The sequence below is a fragment of the Microbulbifer sp. TYP-18 genome (assembly GCF_040932045.1).
Lineage (GTDB): Bacteria > Pseudomonadota > Gammaproteobacteria > Pseudomonadales > Cellvibrionaceae > Microbulbifer.
Genome location: NZ_JBFRBC010000016.1, coordinates 121,051 through 140,313, shown reverse-complemented (window position 1 = coordinate 140,313; position 19,263 = coordinate 121,051). Strand labels below are relative to the sequence as shown.

General features: G+C 59.1%; 14 protein-coding genes. 10 read left to right on the top strand and 4 right to left on the bottom strand.

The window, feature by feature from the left end; translation table 11 throughout:
• Positions 1-163: 163 nt before the first annotated feature.
• The 10 genes from dksA to ABVT36_RS13390 all read left to right on the top strand — a co-directional run bounded on the left by dksA (position 164) and on the right by ABVT36_RS13390 (position 11,154).
• On the top strand, positions 164-601 hold the full coding sequence (gene dksA, locus ABVT36_RS13435; RefSeq protein WP_367150670.1) for an RNA polymerase-binding protein DksA: 438 nt from the start codon (positions 164-166) through the stop codon (positions 599-601).
• Between the two features lie 87 nt (positions 602-688).
• Complete coding sequence (gene gluQRS / locus ABVT36_RS13430; RefSeq protein WP_368457021.1) at positions 689-1,558, top strand: tRNA glutamyl-Q(34) synthetase GluQRS; 870 nt, start codon at positions 689-691, stop codon at positions 1,556-1,558.
• A 61-nt stretch (positions 1,559-1,619) separates the two neighbouring features.
• Positions 1,620-1,796: a hypothetical protein gene (locus ABVT36_RS13425; protein WP_368457020.1), complete on the top strand. Its 177-nt coding sequence runs from the start codon at positions 1,620-1,622 to the stop codon at positions 1,794-1,796.
• Positions 1,786-4,749, top strand: coding sequence for an ATP-binding protein (locus tag ABVT36_RS13420; RefSeq protein WP_368457019.1), 2,964 nt, complete (start codon positions 1,786-1,788; stop codon positions 4,747-4,749). Before ABVT36_RS13425 ends, ABVT36_RS13420 begins: the two co-directional genes overlap by 11 nt.
• 123 nt (positions 4,750-4,872) lie before the next feature.
• Positions 4,873-6,261 carry a sigma-54-dependent transcriptional regulator gene (locus ABVT36_RS13415; protein WP_368457018.1) on the top strand — a complete coding sequence of 463 codons (1,389 nt, stop codon included), beginning with the start codon at positions 4,873-4,875 and terminating at the stop codon, positions 6,259-6,261.
• A gap of 712 nt (positions 6,262-6,973) precedes the next feature.
• Positions 6,974-8,296, top strand: coding sequence for a polynucleotide adenylyltransferase PcnB (gene pcnB, locus ABVT36_RS13410; RefSeq protein ID WP_368457017.1), 1,323 nt, complete (start codon positions 6,974-6,976; stop codon positions 8,294-8,296).
• Between the two features lie 3 nt (positions 8,297-8,299).
• On the top strand, positions 8,300-8,782 hold the full coding sequence (folK, locus tag ABVT36_RS13405; protein WP_368457016.1) for a 2-amino-4-hydroxy-6-hydroxymethyldihydropteridine diphosphokinase: 483 nt from the start codon (positions 8,300-8,302) through the stop codon (positions 8,780-8,782).
• Positions 8,783-8,823: 41 nt separating this feature from the next.
• Positions 8,824-9,507 (top strand): deoxynucleoside kinase, encoded by a 684-nt coding sequence (locus ABVT36_RS13400; RefSeq protein WP_368457038.1) that lies wholly within the window; start codon positions 8,824-8,826, stop codon positions 9,505-9,507.
• A gap of 5 nt (positions 9,508-9,512) precedes the next feature.
• Positions 9,513-10,328, top strand: coding sequence for a 3-methyl-2-oxobutanoate hydroxymethyltransferase (panB, locus tag ABVT36_RS13395; RefSeq protein WP_368457015.1), 816 nt, complete (start codon positions 9,513-9,515; stop codon positions 10,326-10,328).
• Positions 10,306-11,154: an acyl-CoA thioesterase gene (locus tag ABVT36_RS13390; protein ID WP_368457014.1), complete on the top strand. Its 849-nt coding sequence runs from the start codon at positions 10,306-10,308 to the stop codon at positions 11,152-11,154. The genes panB and ABVT36_RS13390 overlap by 23 nt, the downstream gene beginning before the upstream one ends.
• Before the next feature lie 225 nt (positions 11,155-11,379).
• Here the strand turns inward: ABVT36_RS13390 and ABVT36_RS13385 are convergent, their stop codons facing one another.
• The 4 genes from ABVT36_RS13385 to pnp all read right to left on the bottom strand — a co-directional run bounded on the left by ABVT36_RS13385 (position 11,380) and on the right by pnp (position 19,036).
• Entirely contained in the window at positions 11,380-12,246 is an 867-nt protein-coding gene (locus tag ABVT36_RS13385; protein WP_367150680.1) for a D-hexose-6-phosphate mutarotase, read from the bottom strand.
• 79 nt (positions 12,247-12,325) lie between these two features.
• A complete protein-coding gene (locus tag ABVT36_RS13380; RefSeq protein ID WP_368457013.1) occupies positions 12,326-12,964 on the bottom strand; it encodes a hypothetical protein in 639 nt (212 codons plus the stop codon).
• A gap of 152 nt (positions 12,965-13,116) precedes the next feature.
• The gene (locus tag ABVT36_RS13375) at positions 13,117-16,095 is read right to left on the bottom strand and encodes a carboxypeptidase regulatory-like domain-containing protein (protein WP_368457012.1); all 2,979 of its coding nucleotides are present in this window, start codon (positions 16,093-16,095) and stop codon (positions 13,117-13,119) included.
• An 814-nt stretch (positions 16,096-16,909) separates the two neighbouring features.
• Positions 16,910-19,036, bottom strand: a complete 2,127-nt coding sequence (gene pnp / locus ABVT36_RS13370; RefSeq protein ID WP_367150684.1) for a polyribonucleotide nucleotidyltransferase — start codon at positions 19,034-19,036, stop codon at positions 16,910-16,912.
• Positions 19,037-19,263: the final 227 nt, after the last annotated feature.

The following is a 19,263-nucleotide window of genomic DNA, read 5'->3' as shown; positions in this document are numbered from 1 at the left end:
CACCGGGGTTTGCCGGTGCCGGTTTGGGGAACTGCCTGCCGTAGCTACCCGGGTGTTGCGAACTAAAGTACACCGCTCCGGTGGATACCGGTCTAGGCTAGGTTGAATTTGGTGGTACAGCCCTCATGTAGGAGGGCCAGTAAAGTAACGCGAGGCAAAGACTATGCCCAAAACTGCTGCGAGCACCGATTCTCTGCACGGCTTAGCGCCCTACAAGGAGAAAAAGGGCGAAGAGTACATGAATGAGAAGCAGCAGGAGCACTTCCGCAAGCTGCTGCTGGCATGGAAGGCCGAGTTGATGGCAGAGGTGGACCGCACCGTTTCCCACATGAAGGACGAGGCCGCCAATTTTCCGGATCCGGCCGACCGCGCCAGCCAGGAAGAGGAGTTCAGCCTGGAACTGCGCACTCGCGACCGCGAGCGCAAGCTGATCAAGAAGATCGATGCCACTATCGAATTGATCGACCAGGACGACTATGGTTACTGCGAGGCCTGCGGGGTGGAAATCGGCATCCGCCGGCTGGAGGCCAGACCCACCGCGACCCTGTGTGTGGACTGCAAGACCCTGGCCGAAATCAAAGAAAAGCAGATCTCCGGCTGAGCGTCCGCAGGCGCAGCTAATCCCCCAGCGGCGATCCCCGCGATCGCCCCGGCGGTGCGCCGCGACAGCCGCCGCCAGGATCTGATTTTGAGCGAGTCCAATCCGTATACCGGGCGCTTCGCCCCCTCCCCGACCGGGCCACTGCACTTCGGCTCCCTGGCCTGTGCGCTGGGCAGCTATCTTGATGCCGTCTCCCACGGCGGCCAATGGCTGGTACGCATGGAAGACCTGGACCCGCCGCGGGAGGAGCCGGGCGCAGCACAGCGCATTGTAAGGTCCCTGGAGGCCCACGGGCTCCACTGGCACGGCCCGCTGGAATGGCAGAGCCGGCGCCACCGCCTGTACGACGAAGTGCTCGACGACCTGGCCGCGCGCGGGCTGACCTATCCCTGCCATTGCTCGCGGGCACAGATTCGCCGCGCCGGTGGCCACGACAACCGGGGCTGCCGCGCGCGAACCGACGCACAGGGGCCCAGCGCACTGAGGGTCGCCTGTTCCGGTGGTGAAGAGCGCTTCACCGACCTCTGGCGGGGCACCCAGATCCAGCAGATCCGCGACGACACCCTGCTGAGACGGCGCGACGGTCTCTATGCCTATCAACTGGCGGTGGTCGTGGACGATATCGACCAGGGTGTGACCCATGTGGTGCGCGGCGCCGACCTGCTGGACAGCAGCGGTGCCCAGCAGCGGCTGTTTCGACTACTGGGCGCCGAGGCACCCCAATTCGGCCACCTGCCGCTGGTATTGGGGACTGCCGGACAAAAGTTGAGCAAGCAGAGCTGTGCCCCGGCGATCGATGACCACCGCGCCGGCGACAATCTGATCCAGGCAATGCGCTTTCTTGGCTTCCACCCGCCGGCGGAACTGGGCTCCGAAGCACCGCCCGCCATACTGTCCTGGGCCACCGCCCGCTGGCAGCGCCGGCAGGTGGATCGTCACAACCGGCAATTGCACTAGCGCCCGGTGACAATTAAGATTTTTCGGCAAGGTTCCCCCAATACCCCAGCACCACGTATTTATGAGTAATCGCACCCTTCTGATTCTATTGGTCCTGGTTAGCTACGTCTTTTCACCGACGGTCTTCACCTGGCTGATCAACCCCGCCGGCGCCTGGTATCGCCCTTTTATCCTGTGGCTACTGCTGATCCTGCTGGCAGTGGTGGTACAGATGCGGCGCAACACCAGTGAACTTTGAAGTCGGCCATATTGCCCTGATCGGCGTCGGTTACATCGCCGCGCTGTTTTGCTTCGCCCTGGCCACGTCCAAAGGCTGGCTGCCGGTGCGCTGGGTCCGCCACCCCCTGGTGTTTGTACTGTCGCTGGGGGTCTCCCTCTCCGCCTGGACCTTTTACGGTGTGGTGGACCTGGCCTGGCAATACGGCTACGGCGTACTGGCGTATTATCTGGGCACCGGTGCTATGTTCCTGTTCGCCCCCTTCGCCCTGGAACCGCTGGCGCGGCTGGCGCAGCGCTACCAGCTGACCTCGCCGGCGGACCTGCTGGTATTTCGCTATCACAGCCGGGCGGCAGGTACTTTCACCACCCTGTTTATGCTGCTGGGGCTGCTGCCACTGATCGCGCTGCAGATCCAGGCGGTGTCGGAGACACTGGCACTGTTGTCGCGGGACAGTGTGACCATACTGGCGCTGCCGGACAGCGGCGTCACCAACAAGGATCTGACCACCTTTGTCTACTGTGTTCTGCTGGCACTTTTCACCAGCACCTTCGGCACTTCGCGCAAGCACCGCCTGGGCCTCACCGGCGCACTGGCACTGGAGTCGGTGGTTAAGCTGGTGGCGCTGTTGGCGGTCGGCGGCTACGCCGTGTACGGGGTGTTCAATGGATTTGCCGGGCTGGATCTATGGCTGGCTGAACACAGCAGCATGCAGCAATTGCTTTACGCGCCAATCAAGGAGGGCTCTTCCCACACGCTGCTGCTGGTGTTTATCGCCACCGCGGTGGCCATGCCACACATTTTCTACCTCAGTATTGCCGGCCGCCCGGCGAGCCGCCATCTGCGCGTAGCCAGCTGGGGCTTTCCACTCTTCCTGCTGCTGATGGCGCTGCCCATATTCCCCATTATGTGGGCCGGCTTCGCCCTCGATGTGGCCGAGCCGGTACAGTATTTCACCCTCGCGGTGCCCAGGGCCAGCGGCTCAGTTCTCTTAACCGTGCTGGCCTTTATCGGCGGCCTGGCGGCCGCCACAGGCGCGCTGGTAATGATGACACTGGCACTCTCCACCATGGTTATGAATCACTGGCTGCTGCCGGGCACCCGCTGGCACTCCGAGGACAACATGTACCGGCAACTGCTGTGGCTGCGCCGGACACTGGTGGCTGCACTGTATCTGGCCGGATTCGCTTTCTACCTGCTGCTGAACAACCGTTTGTCGCTTTCGGACCTGGCCATTTTGTCGTTTATCGCCTCATTGCAGTTTCTGCCGGGTATTTTTGCCGTGATTCACTGGCCCCAGGGCAACCGGCGGGGCTTTATCGCCGGCTTGCTGGCGGGCATGTTGATATGGGCCGGCGGCCTGCTGCTACCCGCGATCCTGGGGCTCAGCGGCGTGACCATCCCGGGCACCGAACTGCAGATCCCACTGGGAATGACTATCTGGACCCAGGTCACCACCCTTTCCCTGGCGGTGAATATCCTGTTGTTCGTGCTCCTGTCCCTGACCACGGATACCAGCAGCCTGGAACAATACGCCGCCAACCTGTGCGGAGACGAGACCATCGGTCAGGCACTGCGACTGGAACTGGACGTCCAGTCCGCAGCGGATTTTCGCCTGCGCCTGGCGGAAAGCCTCGGAGCCGCCACTGCCAGCCAGGAAGTCAATCGCGCCCTGCGCCAGTTGAACCTGCCCGAGGAAGAGCGGCGCCCTTTCGCCCTGCGCCAACTGCGGGACAAGCTGGAAGCCAACCTGTCCGGGCTCCTGGGGCGGGTACTCGCCGGCCAGATCATCGAGCGGCACCTGCCCTTCAAAGACAGCGGCCTGCCGGCAAACAAGGATATCCACCTGATCGAATCCGGCCTGTCCCGCTATAAGAACCAGCTCACCGGGCTGGCCGCGGAGCTCAACAATCTGCGCCTCTATCACCGGCAGATGCTGGAGGAGCTGCCGGTGGCCGCCTGCTCCCTGGGGCGCGACGGGGAAATATTGCTGTGGAACTTCGCCATGCAGGATCTCACTGGCATTGCCGCCAGCGAGGTTATCGGCTCCAAACTGGACTATCTGCCGGAGCCCTGGCAGTCCCTGTTGATGGACTTCGCCCTGTCCGACGAGGGCAGCCGCTTCAAGCAGCAGATCAGCCTGGGGGACGACAGGCGCTGGCTCAACCTGCACAAGACCCACCTGAAAAACAGCCGTGGCGGCGGGGTTGCGGGGGAGGGCCGGGACGGACAGATGCTGTTGGTCGAGGACATCACCGAAACCCAGGTGCTGGAGCAGGAGCTGATCCACAACGAGCGCCTCGCCTCCCTGGGCCGCCTGGCCGCCGGTGTGGCCCACGAGGTGGGCAATCCGGTCACCGGCATCGCCTGCCTGGCCCAGAACCTGCAGTACGAATCCGACAGCGAAGAGGTGCGCGACACCGCCAACCAGATCATCAGCCAGACCCAGCGCATCAGCCGTATCGTGCATTCCCTGGTCAACTTCTCCCACAGCGGCAACCAGGAGAAAAGCGACTGGGCCCCAGTGGACCTCTACGCCTGTGTGCAGGAGGCGGTGCAACTGCTCGCGCTGCAGCGGGACAAGACCGAAACCACGTTCGACAATGCGGTACCGGCGGACCTGATGGCCCCCGGCGACAACCAGCGCCTGATACAGGTATTTATCAACCTGCTCAGCAACGCCCGCGACGCCAGCCCCGACGGTGGTCACATCCGTATCGACGGCTATTCCGCCAACGGCTACGCCTGTGTCGCCGTGACCGATGAGGGCCCGGGCATTCCCCTCAAACACCGCGAGCGCATCCTGGAACCCTTCTTCACCACCAAAGAGCCCGGTGAGGGCACCGGTCTGGGCCTGGCGATGGTGTACAGCATCGTCGAGGAGCACGGCGGCCAGCTGGAGCTGGTCAGCCCCGCCAACGCCGCCACAGGGCGCGGAGCAACCTTTATCGTGCAGCTGCCGCAAACGGGTTAGATACACCGAAACAGGGCCAGGTATCACACAAATTTTGAATAACTGCGCCGGTTTGAGTTGCATCGAAACGTTCCACAGGTAAAACTACGCACCTACTGAGCGTTTTGTAACCAGGCGTAACGTATGAGCCATATCCTGATCGTCGAGGATGAAGTCATCATCCGCACAGCCTTGCGCAAGCTGCTGGAGCGGCACCGGTACCGGGTCAGCGAAGCCGGCTCGGTGCGTGAAGCGACGGCCAAGTACCGGCTCCAGGAAACCGACCTGATTATTTCCGACCTGCGCCTGCCCGGGGCCCCCGGCACTGACCTGCTGAAACTGGCCGGTGACGTGCCGGTGCTTATCATGACCAGCTACGCCAGCCTGCGCTCCGCGGTGGATTCCATGCGCATGGGTGCCGCCGACTATATCGCCAAGCCGTTTGACCACGATGAGATGATCGCCACTGTGCGCCGGGTCATCGGCAAGGCGGAACAGAGCCGTGCTGTGGCCGCCAGCACCACCGGGTCAAGCCGCGCCATTGCCGGCATGATCGGCGACAGTCCGGCCATGCGCAGCCTCTACAGCCGCATCCACAAAGTGGCTCCCACCGACGCCACCGTGCTGGTCTACGGGGAGACGGGTACCGGCAAGGAACTGGTGGCGCGCGCTATCCACGAGGAGAGCCGCCGCGCCAGCAAACGGCTTATTTCGGTCAACTGCGCGGCCATCCCCGAAACCCTGATCGAAGCGGAGCTGTTTGGTCACGAGAAAGGGGCCTTTACCGGTGCCCAATCCGCCCGCGACGGACTGGTGGCGGCAGCCGATGGCGGCACTCTGTTTCTGGATGAAATCGGCGAACTGCCGCTGGAAGCACAGGCCCGCCTGCTGCGGGTGCTGCAGGAGGGCGAAGTACGCCCTCTGGGCGCGGTGGAATCGCGCAAAGTTGACGTGCGCCTGGTGGCTGCCACCCACCGCAATCTGCGCCTGCTAGCCAGCGAGCGCAAATTCCGCGAGGACCTTTACTATCGCATCAACGTGGTGCAGATGACCGTGGCACCCCTGAGGGACAGGGGCAAGGACGTACTTGCCATCGCCGAACACCTGCTGGAAAGGTTTTGTACCCGTATCGGCCGGCCCACCCTCAAGCTGTCCCCGGAGGCGATACAGGCAGTCACCACCTACAGCTGGCCCGGCAATGTGCGCGAACTGGAGAACGCCATCCAGCGCGCCGTCATTCTGACCGAGGGCGTCAGCGACGAGATAGACCACCGCACCCTGGACATCGACCTGGATCTGGTGCCCGTGGACGAAGCGGACCCGGACCGCCGCCGGCCCAGCCTGCATACGGACCCCCGCGAGGACCTGTCACTGGAGGACTATTTCGCCCGCTTTGTGCTGGAGCACCAGGACACCATGAGTGAGACGGACCTGGCGAAGAAACTGGGAGTGAGCCGCAAGTGCCTGTGGGAGCGCCGCCAGAAGCTCGGTATACCGCGCAAGAAAACCCGCCGCGCAGTGGCCGAGGCCTGACTTCCGGCAGCCTCCATCAGCGCCCTCAGACGCCATCCGCCAGGGGCACTCCGCCTCCATTCCCACGGCCAGAACCGATGATGACACCGGGTAACGTCAAATAGTTACAAGTGAAAGTGTTACCCAAGTCGCGCTGAGAGTAACAACTGCTGCACCATCCGTAACGGATTCATCTCCGGCATTGGGCCCGCATTTCGCTTACACTTCTTAACTTATTGATTTACCGCGTTTTTTTAAAGTTGGCACACTAAATGCTATTTAAACCTGTGCAACTATGAAGAACAGCCAAAAATAAAAATAAATGACTGTTAAAGCCCTAATAAAAACTGACAATAAGTGGGCGCAACACAATAAAAATAAATGGAAAGGTCGAAAAAGAGCAATTAACGACCAAAACCAGCAGAACAACAACAATAAACAATAACAATAAGCAGATCGTAAAAAAATAACGACAAGCACGTTACAAACTGACTGATTGTGCCTGGGAGAGGGTGTTTGCCATACGGCAAATTGAAAGCGCAGGGAAGCCGCTACCTTGATCCCGGTAATTATGACCCCTCATTTTTCATACTGTCACCAGTAACCGGTCGCAGGGGTTTCCTCATTTGAGGCGACCGTCTGACTCTGTGTTGTCTTGTGGTAGAATGCGCCCTCATGATCAACGGGACTTCCCCGTTCACAGGCCTTGGCCGCAGTCAAGACAGACAGCCGTATGTTGAACTCCCTGCTCAGCAGTATCAAACGCTGGCGCAAGCCGGCCCCTCAGCCGAAAGCGCGCATCATTCCCCGCAGTGAACACTCGATCTCCCGCCGCGATATCAGCCGTGCGGCGCTGACAGTGATGAAGCGTCTGCAGGAAGCCGGCTTCGAAGCCTATATAGTGGGTGGAGGGGTGCGCGACCTATTGCTCGGCGGCCATCCCAAAGACTTCGATATTGCCACCGATGCCACCCCCGAGGATGCCAAGCAGTTGTTTCGCGGCTCGCGCATAGTGGGGCGGCGCTTCCGCATCCTGCACGCGCGCATCGGCCGTGAGGTCATCGAAGTGACGACATTTCGCGGACACCACTCCAATGGCGCGGAGCATGAGGCGCAACAGTCCCAGCAAGGTATGCTGCTGCGCGACAACGTCTACGGAGATCTCGCCAGCGACGCCGCGCGTCGGGATTTCACCGTCAATGCCCTCTACTACACCACCAGGGGCTTTGCCATTCACGACTACACTGGCGGCGTCACCGACATCGAGCAGCGCCAGATCCGCATGATTGGCGACCCCGCGACGCGCTACAAGGAAGACCCGGTGCGAATGCTGCGGGCACTGCGCTTCGCCGCCAAGCTGGATTTTTCCATCGAGGAACACACGGCAACCCCCCTGGCCGCTCTGGCCCCCCTGCTGCGGAACGTCGCACCGGCGCGCCTGTTTGACGAGGTACTGAAACTGCTGATGGGCGGTTTCGGCGAACGCACCTTCGAGTTGCTGCGCCAGTATCAGCTCTGGCCGCAGCTGTTCCCGGACAACGCCGCATTGCTGGAGGACCCGGCGATGCTGGAACTGGCGCGCCTCGCACTGCGCAATACCGACGCGCGTATTCATGCAGACAAGCACGTGACGCCGGCATTTCTGTTCGCGGCCCTGCTGTGGCCGGGGGTAGTTGTAGAGCAGCGGAGACTGATGGACCAGGGTACCCCCGCGGTTCCCGCCCTGGCTCAGGCGGCACAGAAAGCCACCAGTTCGCAACTGGCTCACACCGCTCTGCCAAAACGCTTCTCGCTGCCAATGCGGGAAATCTGGGACATGCAACTGCGTCTGCCCCGCCGCAATGGAGAGCGGGCACAGCGGCTGAGCCAGCACCCCCGCTTCAGAGCCGCCTATGACTTCCTGCTGCTGCGGGAGCAGTGTGGAGAAATCCAGCCGGGCCTCGGCACCTGGTGGACCGACTTCCAGCAGGCCGACGAAGACCAGCGCCAGGAGATGGTGCGCCGGCTGCAGCAGCGTGGTGGCAGACGCCGCCGGCGCCCAAAGGCCGCCGGGTAATCCGTGCAGCGTGTGTTTATCGGGCTCGGCAGCAACCTTGCGGCCCCGGCCCAACAGCTTCGCAGCGCACTGAAAGCCCTGCGTAAGCTCCCGCAGGTGCGCCTGGTCCGCTGTTCCGGCTTTTACCGCAGCGCACCGGTGGGACCCGCCGGGCAGGCGGACTATATCAATGCCGTAGCGGAACTGAATACCGACCTGCCGCCATTGGGGCTACTGGATCAGTTACAGGCTATCGAGACGGCCCAAGGCCGCGAACGCAGCCTCCGCTGGGGTGCCCGCACCCTCGATTTGGATATACTGCTGTTCGGTCAGCAGAGGATTGACCTCCCCCGCCTGCAGGTGCCGCATCCGCGTATGGCGGAGCGTAATTTTGTCCTACAGCCACTGGTGGAACTGGACCCACAATTGCTGCTGCCCGGGGGGGAATCTGTTCTGGCGCTGCTGCAACAGTGTCCGCAAAACCGCCTGCAGAAAGTTTCCGAATAGCAATCGCCGAAAAACAAGGAGCAACCGTCGTGGCGATAGACATAGCCGAGCGCGAAGTACTGGAACAAGCGCCGCTGGATCTGTCCGGAGTGACACCGCCGCGATTCATTGCGGTGGAAGGCAATATCGGCGTGGGAAAAACCACTCTGGCGAAGAAGCTTGCCGCCAGTTTTAACTACGATACACTGCTGGAGCTGCCGGAAGACAACCCCTTCCTGCAAAGGTTTTACCGCGACCCCAGGAATGCCGCCCTACCGACACAGTTGTATTTCCTGCTGCAACGATCGCAGCAAATTCAGGCCTTACGCCAGAACGACATCTTTAAACCGGTGCGTGTAGCAGACTTTCTGATCGAAAAGGATTACCTGTTCGCCGAAGTTACACTCGATGCGGACGAGCTGGCACTTTACCAGCAGGTCTATCAACACATGACCCTGCAGGCACCAAAACCCGATCTGGTGATTTATTTGCAGGCTCCCCTGACGGTGTTGCAGGAGAGAATTCGGACCCGCGGCATCGCCGCGGAGCGTTCAATCAGCAACGATTATCTCGCCACCCTGAACGACGCTTACACTAACTTCTTCCACTACTATGACGAGGCGCCGCTGTTGATCGTCAACAGCGAAGACATCGATATCGTAGATCGGCCAGAACACTACCGACAATTGGTGGAATATCTGCTGACCGTCAAAAGCGGTCGCCACTACTACAATCCGGGGAGCTGATTCGCATGACTTACGCATCCACTGAACGGCCAACACCCATTACCGTACAAACGCTGCGCAAAATGAAAATAGACGGTGAGAAATTTATAACCGTCGCCCTCTACGATGCCCCCATGGCCACCATGGCACAGAGGACCGGTGTGGAGGTTGTCTTGGTCGGCGACTCCCTGGGCATGACTGTGCTGGGTTTCGACAGCACCATTCCCGTCACCATGGAACAAATGATCTATCACGTGGAAGCGGTGGCCCGGGGCAACAAGAAATCTCTGATCATAGGCGACCTGCCATTTATGACCTATGCCACCCCGGAACAGGCGTTGCAAAGTGCCACCCGCGTTATGCAGGCCGGCGCCCATATGGTGAAGATAGAGGGCGGCGCCTGGCTGGCCGAAACAGTGTCTATGCTCGCGGACCGCGGTATTCCCGTGTGCGCACACCTCGGCCTGACACCACAATCGCTGCACAAACTGGGGGGGTTCCGGGTACAGGGTCGCGATGACGAGCAGGCGGGCAGAATCATCGATGACGCCGCACTGCTGGACGAGGCCGGAGCGGATCTGTTGGTGCTGGAGTGTGTGCCGTCGGGGTTGGCCAAGCGCATCACCGATTCTGTTTCCATGCCCACCATCGGCATCGGCGCCGGGCGGGAAACCGACGCCCAGGTACTGGTGATCAACGACATTCTGGGCCTGACCGAACGTCCGCCCAAATTTTCCAAGAATTTCCTCCGCGAGGCCGAGGATATTCCCGGTGCATTGCGCAAATATGCCGAAGATGTGAAAAACGGCATCTTTCCCGATGACAACCATACATTTGGCTGAACCCATGCAGCAGGAAACAGCCAGCCAATTCCAGCAGTTGCTGACCCAGTTGCGCAGCGGCGACAACCCACCCAAGATCCCCGCCGGCTGGCAGCAGGGTCGAGCCACCTTTGGCGGCCTGGTGGCGGCCATGCTTTACGAGAGAATGGCCACACAACTGGATAGTGACGCGGATCTGCGCTCTCTGACGGTTTCCTTTGTCGCCCCGGCCAGTCCTGGCAAAGTGGATATCCACACAGATGTCCTGCGCAGAGGGCGCTCTGTCACTCAGGTGGAAGGGCGTCTGTGCCAGGAGGGTAAAGTGGTCCTCGCCGCCCTGGCCAGCTTTGGCAAGCCGCGGGAATCGTCCATTTCCATTGCCAGTCCACCAGCTCCACCGATGCCCGCGCCCGAGGAGTCCCAGGCGCTCCCCTATATTGAGGGGCTGGTACCGGAGTTTACCCGGCATTTCGATTATCGCATCGCCCTGGGCGACCTGCCCTACTCCAACAGCGATAGCACCAGCTTTGGCGGCTGGGTGAGATTTCGCGAGCCCAGTGGGCAAACGGCTTCAGAACCGGTGGGCGTCAGTCACCTGTTGGCGCTGATCGACGCCTGGCCGCCGGCGGTGCTGCCCATGCTTAAGGAATTGGCGCCCGCCAGCTCCCTCACATGGACCCTGGAATTTGTGGGGCCTCGGCCGCGAGAAACCGCCGGGACCTGGTGGCAGTACCTCGCTGAAGTAAAACAGGCTGCAGACGGTTACAGTGTTATCCAGGCGAGGCTCTGGAGCGCCGGAGGGCAACTGGTGGCATTCACCCGGCAGACGGTGGCTGTTTTTGGTTAAGGTCTGTTGATACTAAAGTAAGCCCTAACCCAGAATTGTTGGCCTAGCAGGCTGTTGAAATTCGCAGAATTTCGACGCCCGGTACCGGAATATGGATGTTCCGGCAAAATCGACGACGCCTAAGTCGTTGATTTTGGAAGAAAAGTGAAAATCACATTTTTCGCTTTTCGTGTTTTGAAACAGGCAGGATGCCTTTTTCAACAACCTGCTAGGCATAGACCAGCCTCAACGCTCCAGCATCAGCCCGGCAGATAGGGCTTCCCCCGCGGGAATAGTCCAGCTGTCGGCAAACGCATTACCGTGCTCCACACATACAAACTCTCGATGGTGTTCACCCACATCCTCCAGGCCGGCGGCCGGGCCCGGATTCCAGGCAATCACACTGTGGCAGTTCTCACTCACAGCGGTAATGGGATTTTCGGTGACCAGCCGCTGCCTGGCTGGTGCCTGCTCGAATATCCGGTCCACCTGGTGGGGAAAGCTGAGCAGGCCACTGAGCCTGTACCGCTGGAGATTGCGGGTATTGTCCAGGTATTCGCAATGCTCCAGTCCCTCAACAGCAATCTTACTGGCGTCGCCCACAGCAAAGTAACTGTGCCAGGCCCAGCTGAAGGCGGCCGGCTCCGCACCCAGATTGTTCAATATGAGCTGCAGCTGCAGAACCCTGCCAAGCTGAAACTTCACCTGGCAAAGGAAAGGGGTGGCGAACAACTGGTCCCCCGGATGGCGGTAAGTGAACACCAACTCCAGTGTTCCATCGGCCAGGATGCTAGTTTCCCCCTGTCGCCACAACGCAGTGCGTACCAGCCCATGTTTGGGCTTTGACGGATCGTCGCGGTTGATACCAAACCAGGGCAGGCATACAGGAATACCCCCCCGTATCGATTGCCCCAGTGCAAACCTGGCCAGAGGGCTCAGCCAAAGCAAAGGTTCGCGACCCTGCCCCTGAAACTCGAGAATCTGCGCCCCCTGGGGCGCAATCACTGCGCGGCACAGAGGTGTCTGCACCAGTAGCAGGCTCAATCCAGGCTTGCCGTAGAGGGCACCACTGTCCGTATTTCTGATATAGCCCCGAAGCTCTGGCTCGGTCATTCACTTCCCCAACTTCTTTTTGTCAGCGCGGCAGCCAGCCGCGTCCGGCTAACCCTATCACCTGCACCACCCGCCTGTTTCACCGGGCCCGATGGGCAAAGAGCGGACGGCCGCAGAGTAGCAGCCACAGCGCCGCCGCCAATAGCAGATGAAACCAGTTGATGCGTGCGAGGCCCCACAGTGGGGCGGAATCGGTGCCCACCAGCAAACCCGCAATAATCACCAGTGGGGCTCCCAGGCTCAGCAGCACCGCCTGGACCCGCGACAACCGTCCGGGTACAAGCAACTGTCGCACTGCTGCCGCCAGCCAGAGCAGCAGCCCGAGAGCGGAGAAAAAGCTGCTGACTTCGGCTGGGGTTACACCTCCGTGACCGGACATACCTAGTGCCGCACCGGTCACCAGAACCAGGATGACATAGGCCGGCGCACGACTTTGATCGCCGGCGGGCAAACCCAGTGAAACCCATAACAGGGCTATCCCGATGGCCGGAAAGGAAATATAGCCGGAGAGATGTGACAGCGCCCGGTGCAGGTCTGTCGCCCAGGGATCTACGCCGTATCGGTAGGCACCGGCCAGAGCGGCCAGTGCCAGGCAACACAAACCCGCCACCATCAACAGTGCCGGAGACTGGTGGCGATCACGGCCGGTGGACCAGAAGTGTCCAGACACCAGCAGGGCGGAAACGGCCAATACCAACTCTGCCAGCCAGTAATTCATTGGATTGAATACCCCTTAACCGCGTTAAGCACACTTTAGCGGACACGACGGCAGAAAACTTTCCCGAAGTGGTCACCACAAACCAAGAGGCCCGGGTAAAACCCGGGCCTCTTCCTGCCTTCGAAGCCGGTTAAGGCAACTGCCGGCCAGTACTAGAAATCTACCCCCAGGGACAGCTGCAAACGGCGCGGTGCATAATAGTTACGCGGTTCGCCGAAGGTCTCATTGCTAACAAAGGGGTCGAAATTATAGCCTGTCTGGCGGTCGAACACATTGAACAGATCGGCACGGAACTTCAAGGTGTAATCCGAAAACACCTGGAAGTTCTGGGTGTAGTTCAGATCCAACTGCCAGTGGGAGGGGCTGCGGCGGCTGCCGGCCCGTTCTGCATAACGGTTGGTGCTGCTGGAATAGCCGTAGAGGGAACCATCCCAGGCCTCCCAGGGTTCACCGGACTGGTACACCAGGAAGGCCCCGAGGTTGGCCTGCCAGTCCAGCGTATACTGACCGAACACCTTGAATACATTGGGCTTGTCACCGCGCAGGGTGCCGTCCTTCAGATCCCAGACCTGGCGCCCGATCCCATCGGCCAGGTTTGAGGAGCCGACAAAGGTAGCCTGGTCATTGACGCCGCTAGTATTGTCCTGGTCAAAATTACCGCGGTAGCGGCTACGGGTATAGGAGGCATTCAAATAGGTGCGCTCACCCACCCAGGTGGCCTCCATACTGAATTCCCAATACTTGGTATAAGCATCGTCCAGCTCCGCAATCACATAGGAAGAACCACCCAGTTGCGCACGATAATCATCCAGCTCGGGAATATAGAGTCCTTTTTCGGCGATATGATCCGGCACACAGGTCTCCCCTTGAGGGCTGGCGTAGCAGCCGTATAGCCGCGACCCGTTCCAGGTATCCTCCCAAAAATGGGAGCTTTCGCTATAGCGGATATGGGAGCGCAGGCTGATACCATTGTCGAAGTCCTTGGTGGTACCGATGGTCAGCTCATCCAGGCGGCGGGGAGTAAGGTCTTCCTGGAAGAATTTACCCGAGGAGCCCGCGCGTGGCGTCGACTCGATAAAGTTACCATCTTCATCCCAGTAGACATCGAGCACTGCCCGTGTGTTTCGATCCCAAGAGGCGGCCCGGGCAAGAGACGAGACATCCGGATTGTACTGCGCAAAATTGGCGAATATGGTGTCGTTGCCATTGTAGGCCCAGGTAACACCGAGCCGCGGTTGGATCATATCTTTCCAGTCGGTCTGATACATCTCGTATTTGCGGCCCAAATCAGCGACGTAGCCGGAAACCGTCGCAGAGTTGCGCCTCAGACCCTGGCCATAGAGTGTATCCTGGCTGATCAGGACTCCCACATCGAAGGTAAAATCCCCCCAGCTGATGGAATCGTTGATCTCGAAGTTTTGTGTTTCCACAAATGAGTCGATGCTCGGTACCCGGGAACCATCCTCCCCAAGGAAGCTCATTTGTTCCGTTCTGCCTAAAAACCTGGCGTTGTTGGGCGCATCCGCATCTTCTGAACCATCGATGACTTCAATAATGCCCCATCCATTCGAAGTCCTGGCCAACTGCTCCTCACCCTCGGAGTATTGATAGCCGAAGTGGAGTTCGTGGCTGGTTTCACCGAGATCGAAACTATGATCTAACGCTATTTCAAAACTACGGTTGTAATAATTTCCTTCACTGTACTGGAAAAATCCTCCGACAGCACCGCCACCTACCCGGGAGCCATCGTCCCCTATATAGCCATATTGATCGATAAAGGGCTGTACAAAGGCATTCCAGCCCGGATCATTCGCGCGCGTGCTCGGCACCTCAAAATAGCCCTGGGAATCCAGGTTGGCCAGATCCAGCGGCTGATCATAAGCAGGCTGTAAATCGAGGGGATTATCCGGCACATCGGAACCCTCGAGCGCATAGTCGCTATACTGAAATGTCAGTGTGGTCCTATCATTGATAACCCAGGAACCATCCAGGGAGAAGATATCCTGGTTAGACACCGAACCCCGAGAGACCGAATCGATCTCGGTGAAGGAAATCGAATCCCCTTCGTTCACCCGCTCAGAGGTACGATAGGACACATTGAACAGCAGATTGTCGATAGGCGCGTAGGTGAGTTTGCCAAAGTACTCATCCCGCTCACTGGTAAAGTCCTTGGTGGGTCCGTAAGCGGTCTCTTTATTGTCCCGTTCTTGACGAGGACCATAATAAGAACCGTAAAAGAACAGCTGATCCTCGATAATCGGACCACCCACATTGGCGGTCAGCCAGCTGCGGCTGGTCTCGTCTTTGATCCCTTCCTTGTTTTTTTCGCGCATGCCCGGGGTCTGGAACTGGTATTCCACACTGCTCCTGAACTCATTGGTACCGGACTTGGTTTTTGTGTTGACCTCAACGCCCGCAGAACGCTTAAAGCCAATAGCGCGGGCCCCGCCGCGTTCCACCGACATTTGCTCCACATCCTGGCTCGAGGGCTCGGCGGACAGCACACCGAACAGGGGCAGTGTGACGTTCACACCACCAAACTTGTATACATTGTCCTGCCCGCTGCCGCCCGCATTGACACCACGCACACCATTTTCCGTGTACTGGACGCCTGGAATCAGTTTCATCATATCCCGGAAGTCCTGCCCCACCGGCAGTCCGCCAATGACATCCGCACCGATGGCACTGGACAGCGCACCGTTACCCGTCAGGGTTGCTGCCTCGCCAAAGACCTGAATTTCCTCCATGCCCTGCTCGGGGACCATGACCACAGTGACATTGGACTGCTGATCCAGTAAGACTCGAGCTGTCACGGTACGGGTAAGGCCATCATCATTGGTAAATGTCAGGGTATAGGTACCGGGGATCAGGGCCGGCAGCCTGAACTCGCCATCGGCGTCAGTGGTGGCGGTACGCGCCCGCGGCATAACATTACTGGTGGCGGTGACGGTGATACCGGCAGCCTCTGCACCCTGGCTGTCGAGGAATACCTGCCCCTCGATACTGCCGGACTGCTGTGCTGCCACAGATATGGAAAAGAGCGCTCCCGCTGTGGCAATGGCCACACGGGACATGAGTGACGCCCCCCTTTGTTCCGCGACGGAACGGCTCAGCTTTTTCTTCTCAAACATGAGGATGTCTCCCAGACGGTTATAATATTTATCTGTCGATGCCGGAAACCCTGGCAGCAAGAATCTGCTGACTGGCCAGGTTTCCCGACGTCCCCCCTTGAGCAGGCGCCACTCCGACGACGTCCCGGGGCCGAGAGACCCCCAGTGCTCAAGCCAAATACTTTATGTACCCACATCTCCCTGGGTGGAATATATTATTCCATGCACCTATTGTGCTTCAAAGATTTTTTATTCGCGAGCTTTAATCGATGAAAAAATTAAAAAAAGCTGCGAAAGCAGAATTTTTGTTCAATTAGACAGTTTTGGTCTGCAAAGAATCGACCAGGAATATGAACAGGTTCTCATTTGGGCCGCAAAATCGATCGATATTTATACAGAATAAAATTGACTGGGAATTCGCGACCATTACGCTTGTTTGTTTTTTATACTATTCAAAAGAAAAGAAAGGAGAGGCTTACAACGCTTGACGCATAATCTATTCCAAAAATTCCAGCGCTCTGGGCTGAAATCTGTGCTAGCAACCCGACAACTAAATAGGTTGCCGGTTAACATTTGCGATGAAAATTTTCTCGTCGAGCCAATTTACCAGGCTGCTGGAAACTAGCCTTCAACAGCGTCTTATCCCGACAGGGATGTTCTGTGTCCAAATCAAGCATTAACGGCTTGATTTGCGGTGGAGGGTTTGCGGACAGCCAGGGAAGGCTTTTTCAGCTTCACTAGGGCCTGTCCACACTAACTGAGATAGCCCTAATTACTGGGCACAAAAAACCCCGGACCTGGCCGGGGTTCTTCTGGCTGATTAGGCCGGGGGCTGTCAGGCTTCGCCTGAGGGCTGCTCCGATGCCTCCGCCTGGTCGGCTTGCTCTGCCTTGGCCTCCTTGATGGAGAGCTTGATACGGCCGCGCTGATCGACGTCCAGTACCTTGACGAACACTTTTTGGCCTTCGCTCAGATAGTCGGTTACCGCGTTAACGCGCTCCTCGGCAATCTGGGAGATATGCACCAGCCCGTCCTTGCCGGGAAGAAAGTTGACAAAGGCACCGAAGTCCACGATACGCACCACTGTTCCCTCATAGATGGCGCCAATCTCGGCTTCCGCGGTGATTTCCTCGATACGGGTGACCGCCGCTTCCAAACTCTCCCCGTCCTCACCAAACACCTTGACGGTGCCATCATCCTCGATATCGATGGAGGCACCGGTCTCTTCGGTGATGGAACGGATAGTGGCGCCGCCCTTGCCAATCACATCGCGGATCTTGTCCGGGTGGATCTTCAGGGTCGCGTAACGGGGTGCATTCTCGTTCACACTGGAGCGGGAAGAGTCGATCACCTTGTTCATTTCAGCAAGGATATGCAGACGCGCCTGCAAGGCCTGCTCCAGGGCAGTTTCCATGATCTCCTCGGTGATCCCCTCGATCTTGATATCCATCTGCAACGCGGTTACACCGGAGGCGGTCCCCGCCACCTTAAAGTCCATGTCCCCCAGGTGGTCCTCGTCGCCGAGGATGTCGGTCAGAACTGCGTGACCATGGTCTTCCTTCACCAGACCCATGGCGATACCGGCCACCGGCGCCTTCAGGGGCACACCGGCGTCCATCAGTGCCAGGCTGGAACCACATACCGAAGCCATAGAACTGGAACCGTTGGATTCGGTGATTTCGGAAACCACCCTCACCGTGTAGGGGAAGCTCTCCGGATCCGGCAGCACTGCAGCAATACCGCGCCGCGCCAGGCGGCCGTGACCGATTTCGCGGCGGCCAGTGGCGCCCACTCGACCCGCTTCCCCCACTGAATAGGGCGGGAAGTTGTAGTGCAGCATAAAGTAGTCTTTGCGCTCCCCTTCCAGGGCATCGATGATCTGCGCATCGCGGGTAGCACCGAGGGTGGCAACCACCAGGGCCTGGGTTTCACCGCGGGTGAACAGTGCAGACCCATGGCCTTTTGGCAGCACGCCAACTTCTACGCTGATCGGGCGTACTGTCTTGGTATCGCGACCGTCAATACGCGGCTCGCCGCGCACTACTGCACCACGAACGATTTTCTTTTCCAGCTTGCCGAAGTAATTCTTTACATCGCCTGCATCGACTTCCTCAGAGCCCAGAGCTTCTACCGCTTCATTGCGCAGTTCGGCTAGACGGGTAGTGCGCTGCTGCTTATCGGTAATGCGGTAGGCCTCGGCTACTTTGTCGCCAAACTGCCCTTCCAGAGCGGTTTTGAGTTCAGTGTTTTCCGCTTCTGGCTGCCAGTCCCACTGGGGCTTTCCAGCTTCAGCCTTGAGCTCTTCACAGACCTGGATAATGGCCTGCATCTCCTGGTGCGCATACAGCACCGCACCCAACATGATATCTTCCGGCAGTTCCTTAGCCTCAGACTCCACCATCAGTACCGCGTCCCTGGTACCCGCAACCACCATGTCCAGCTCAGAAGTTTTCAGAGCGCTATAGCTCGGGTTTAGCAGGTAACCCTCTTGCTGGGTGTACCCCACACGCGCAGCGCCGATGGGGCCCGCAAAGGGGATACCGGATACTGACAATGCTGCGGAAGTTCCTATCATTCCGGCAATATCCGGATCCACATCCTTTTCTGCGGACAGAACAGTGATCATCACCTGTACTTCGTTCATAAAGCCGTTGGGGAACAGCGGGCGAATCGGGCGGTCGATCAAGCGGGAGGTGAGGGTTTCTTTTTCAGATGGGCGGCCTTCACGCTTAAAGAAGCCGCCGGGTATCTTGCCGGCCGCGTAGGCCTTTTCCTGATAGTGCACGGACAGTGGGAAAAAGCCCTGGTCAGGCCTGGCCTCTTTGGCACCGACAACGGTGCACAACACCACGGTTTCGCCAATGGTGACCAATGCGGCACCGGTGGCCTGGCGGGCGACGCGGCCGGTTTCAATGGTGACCTGCTGTTGTCCGTACTGAAATGTCTTGCTTACTGGATTCACTAGTTTTTTCCTGTTTCCTACGGTTACTGGCCCATTCCAGCAACCCCTACTTGCAATGCGGGCAGAGCCCGCCCCGCAGCTTCACCGTCCTGTTAAGTGCATGTGGTGAAGCGCGGGCCGCTATGCCGAGTGCATCGATAACGCCGTCGGCATAACGAAACACCGGTTGCGCCGCCACCTGGGTGGAATTGCAACCGGCAATTAAAAGAATGCCCGCCAGGAGGCGG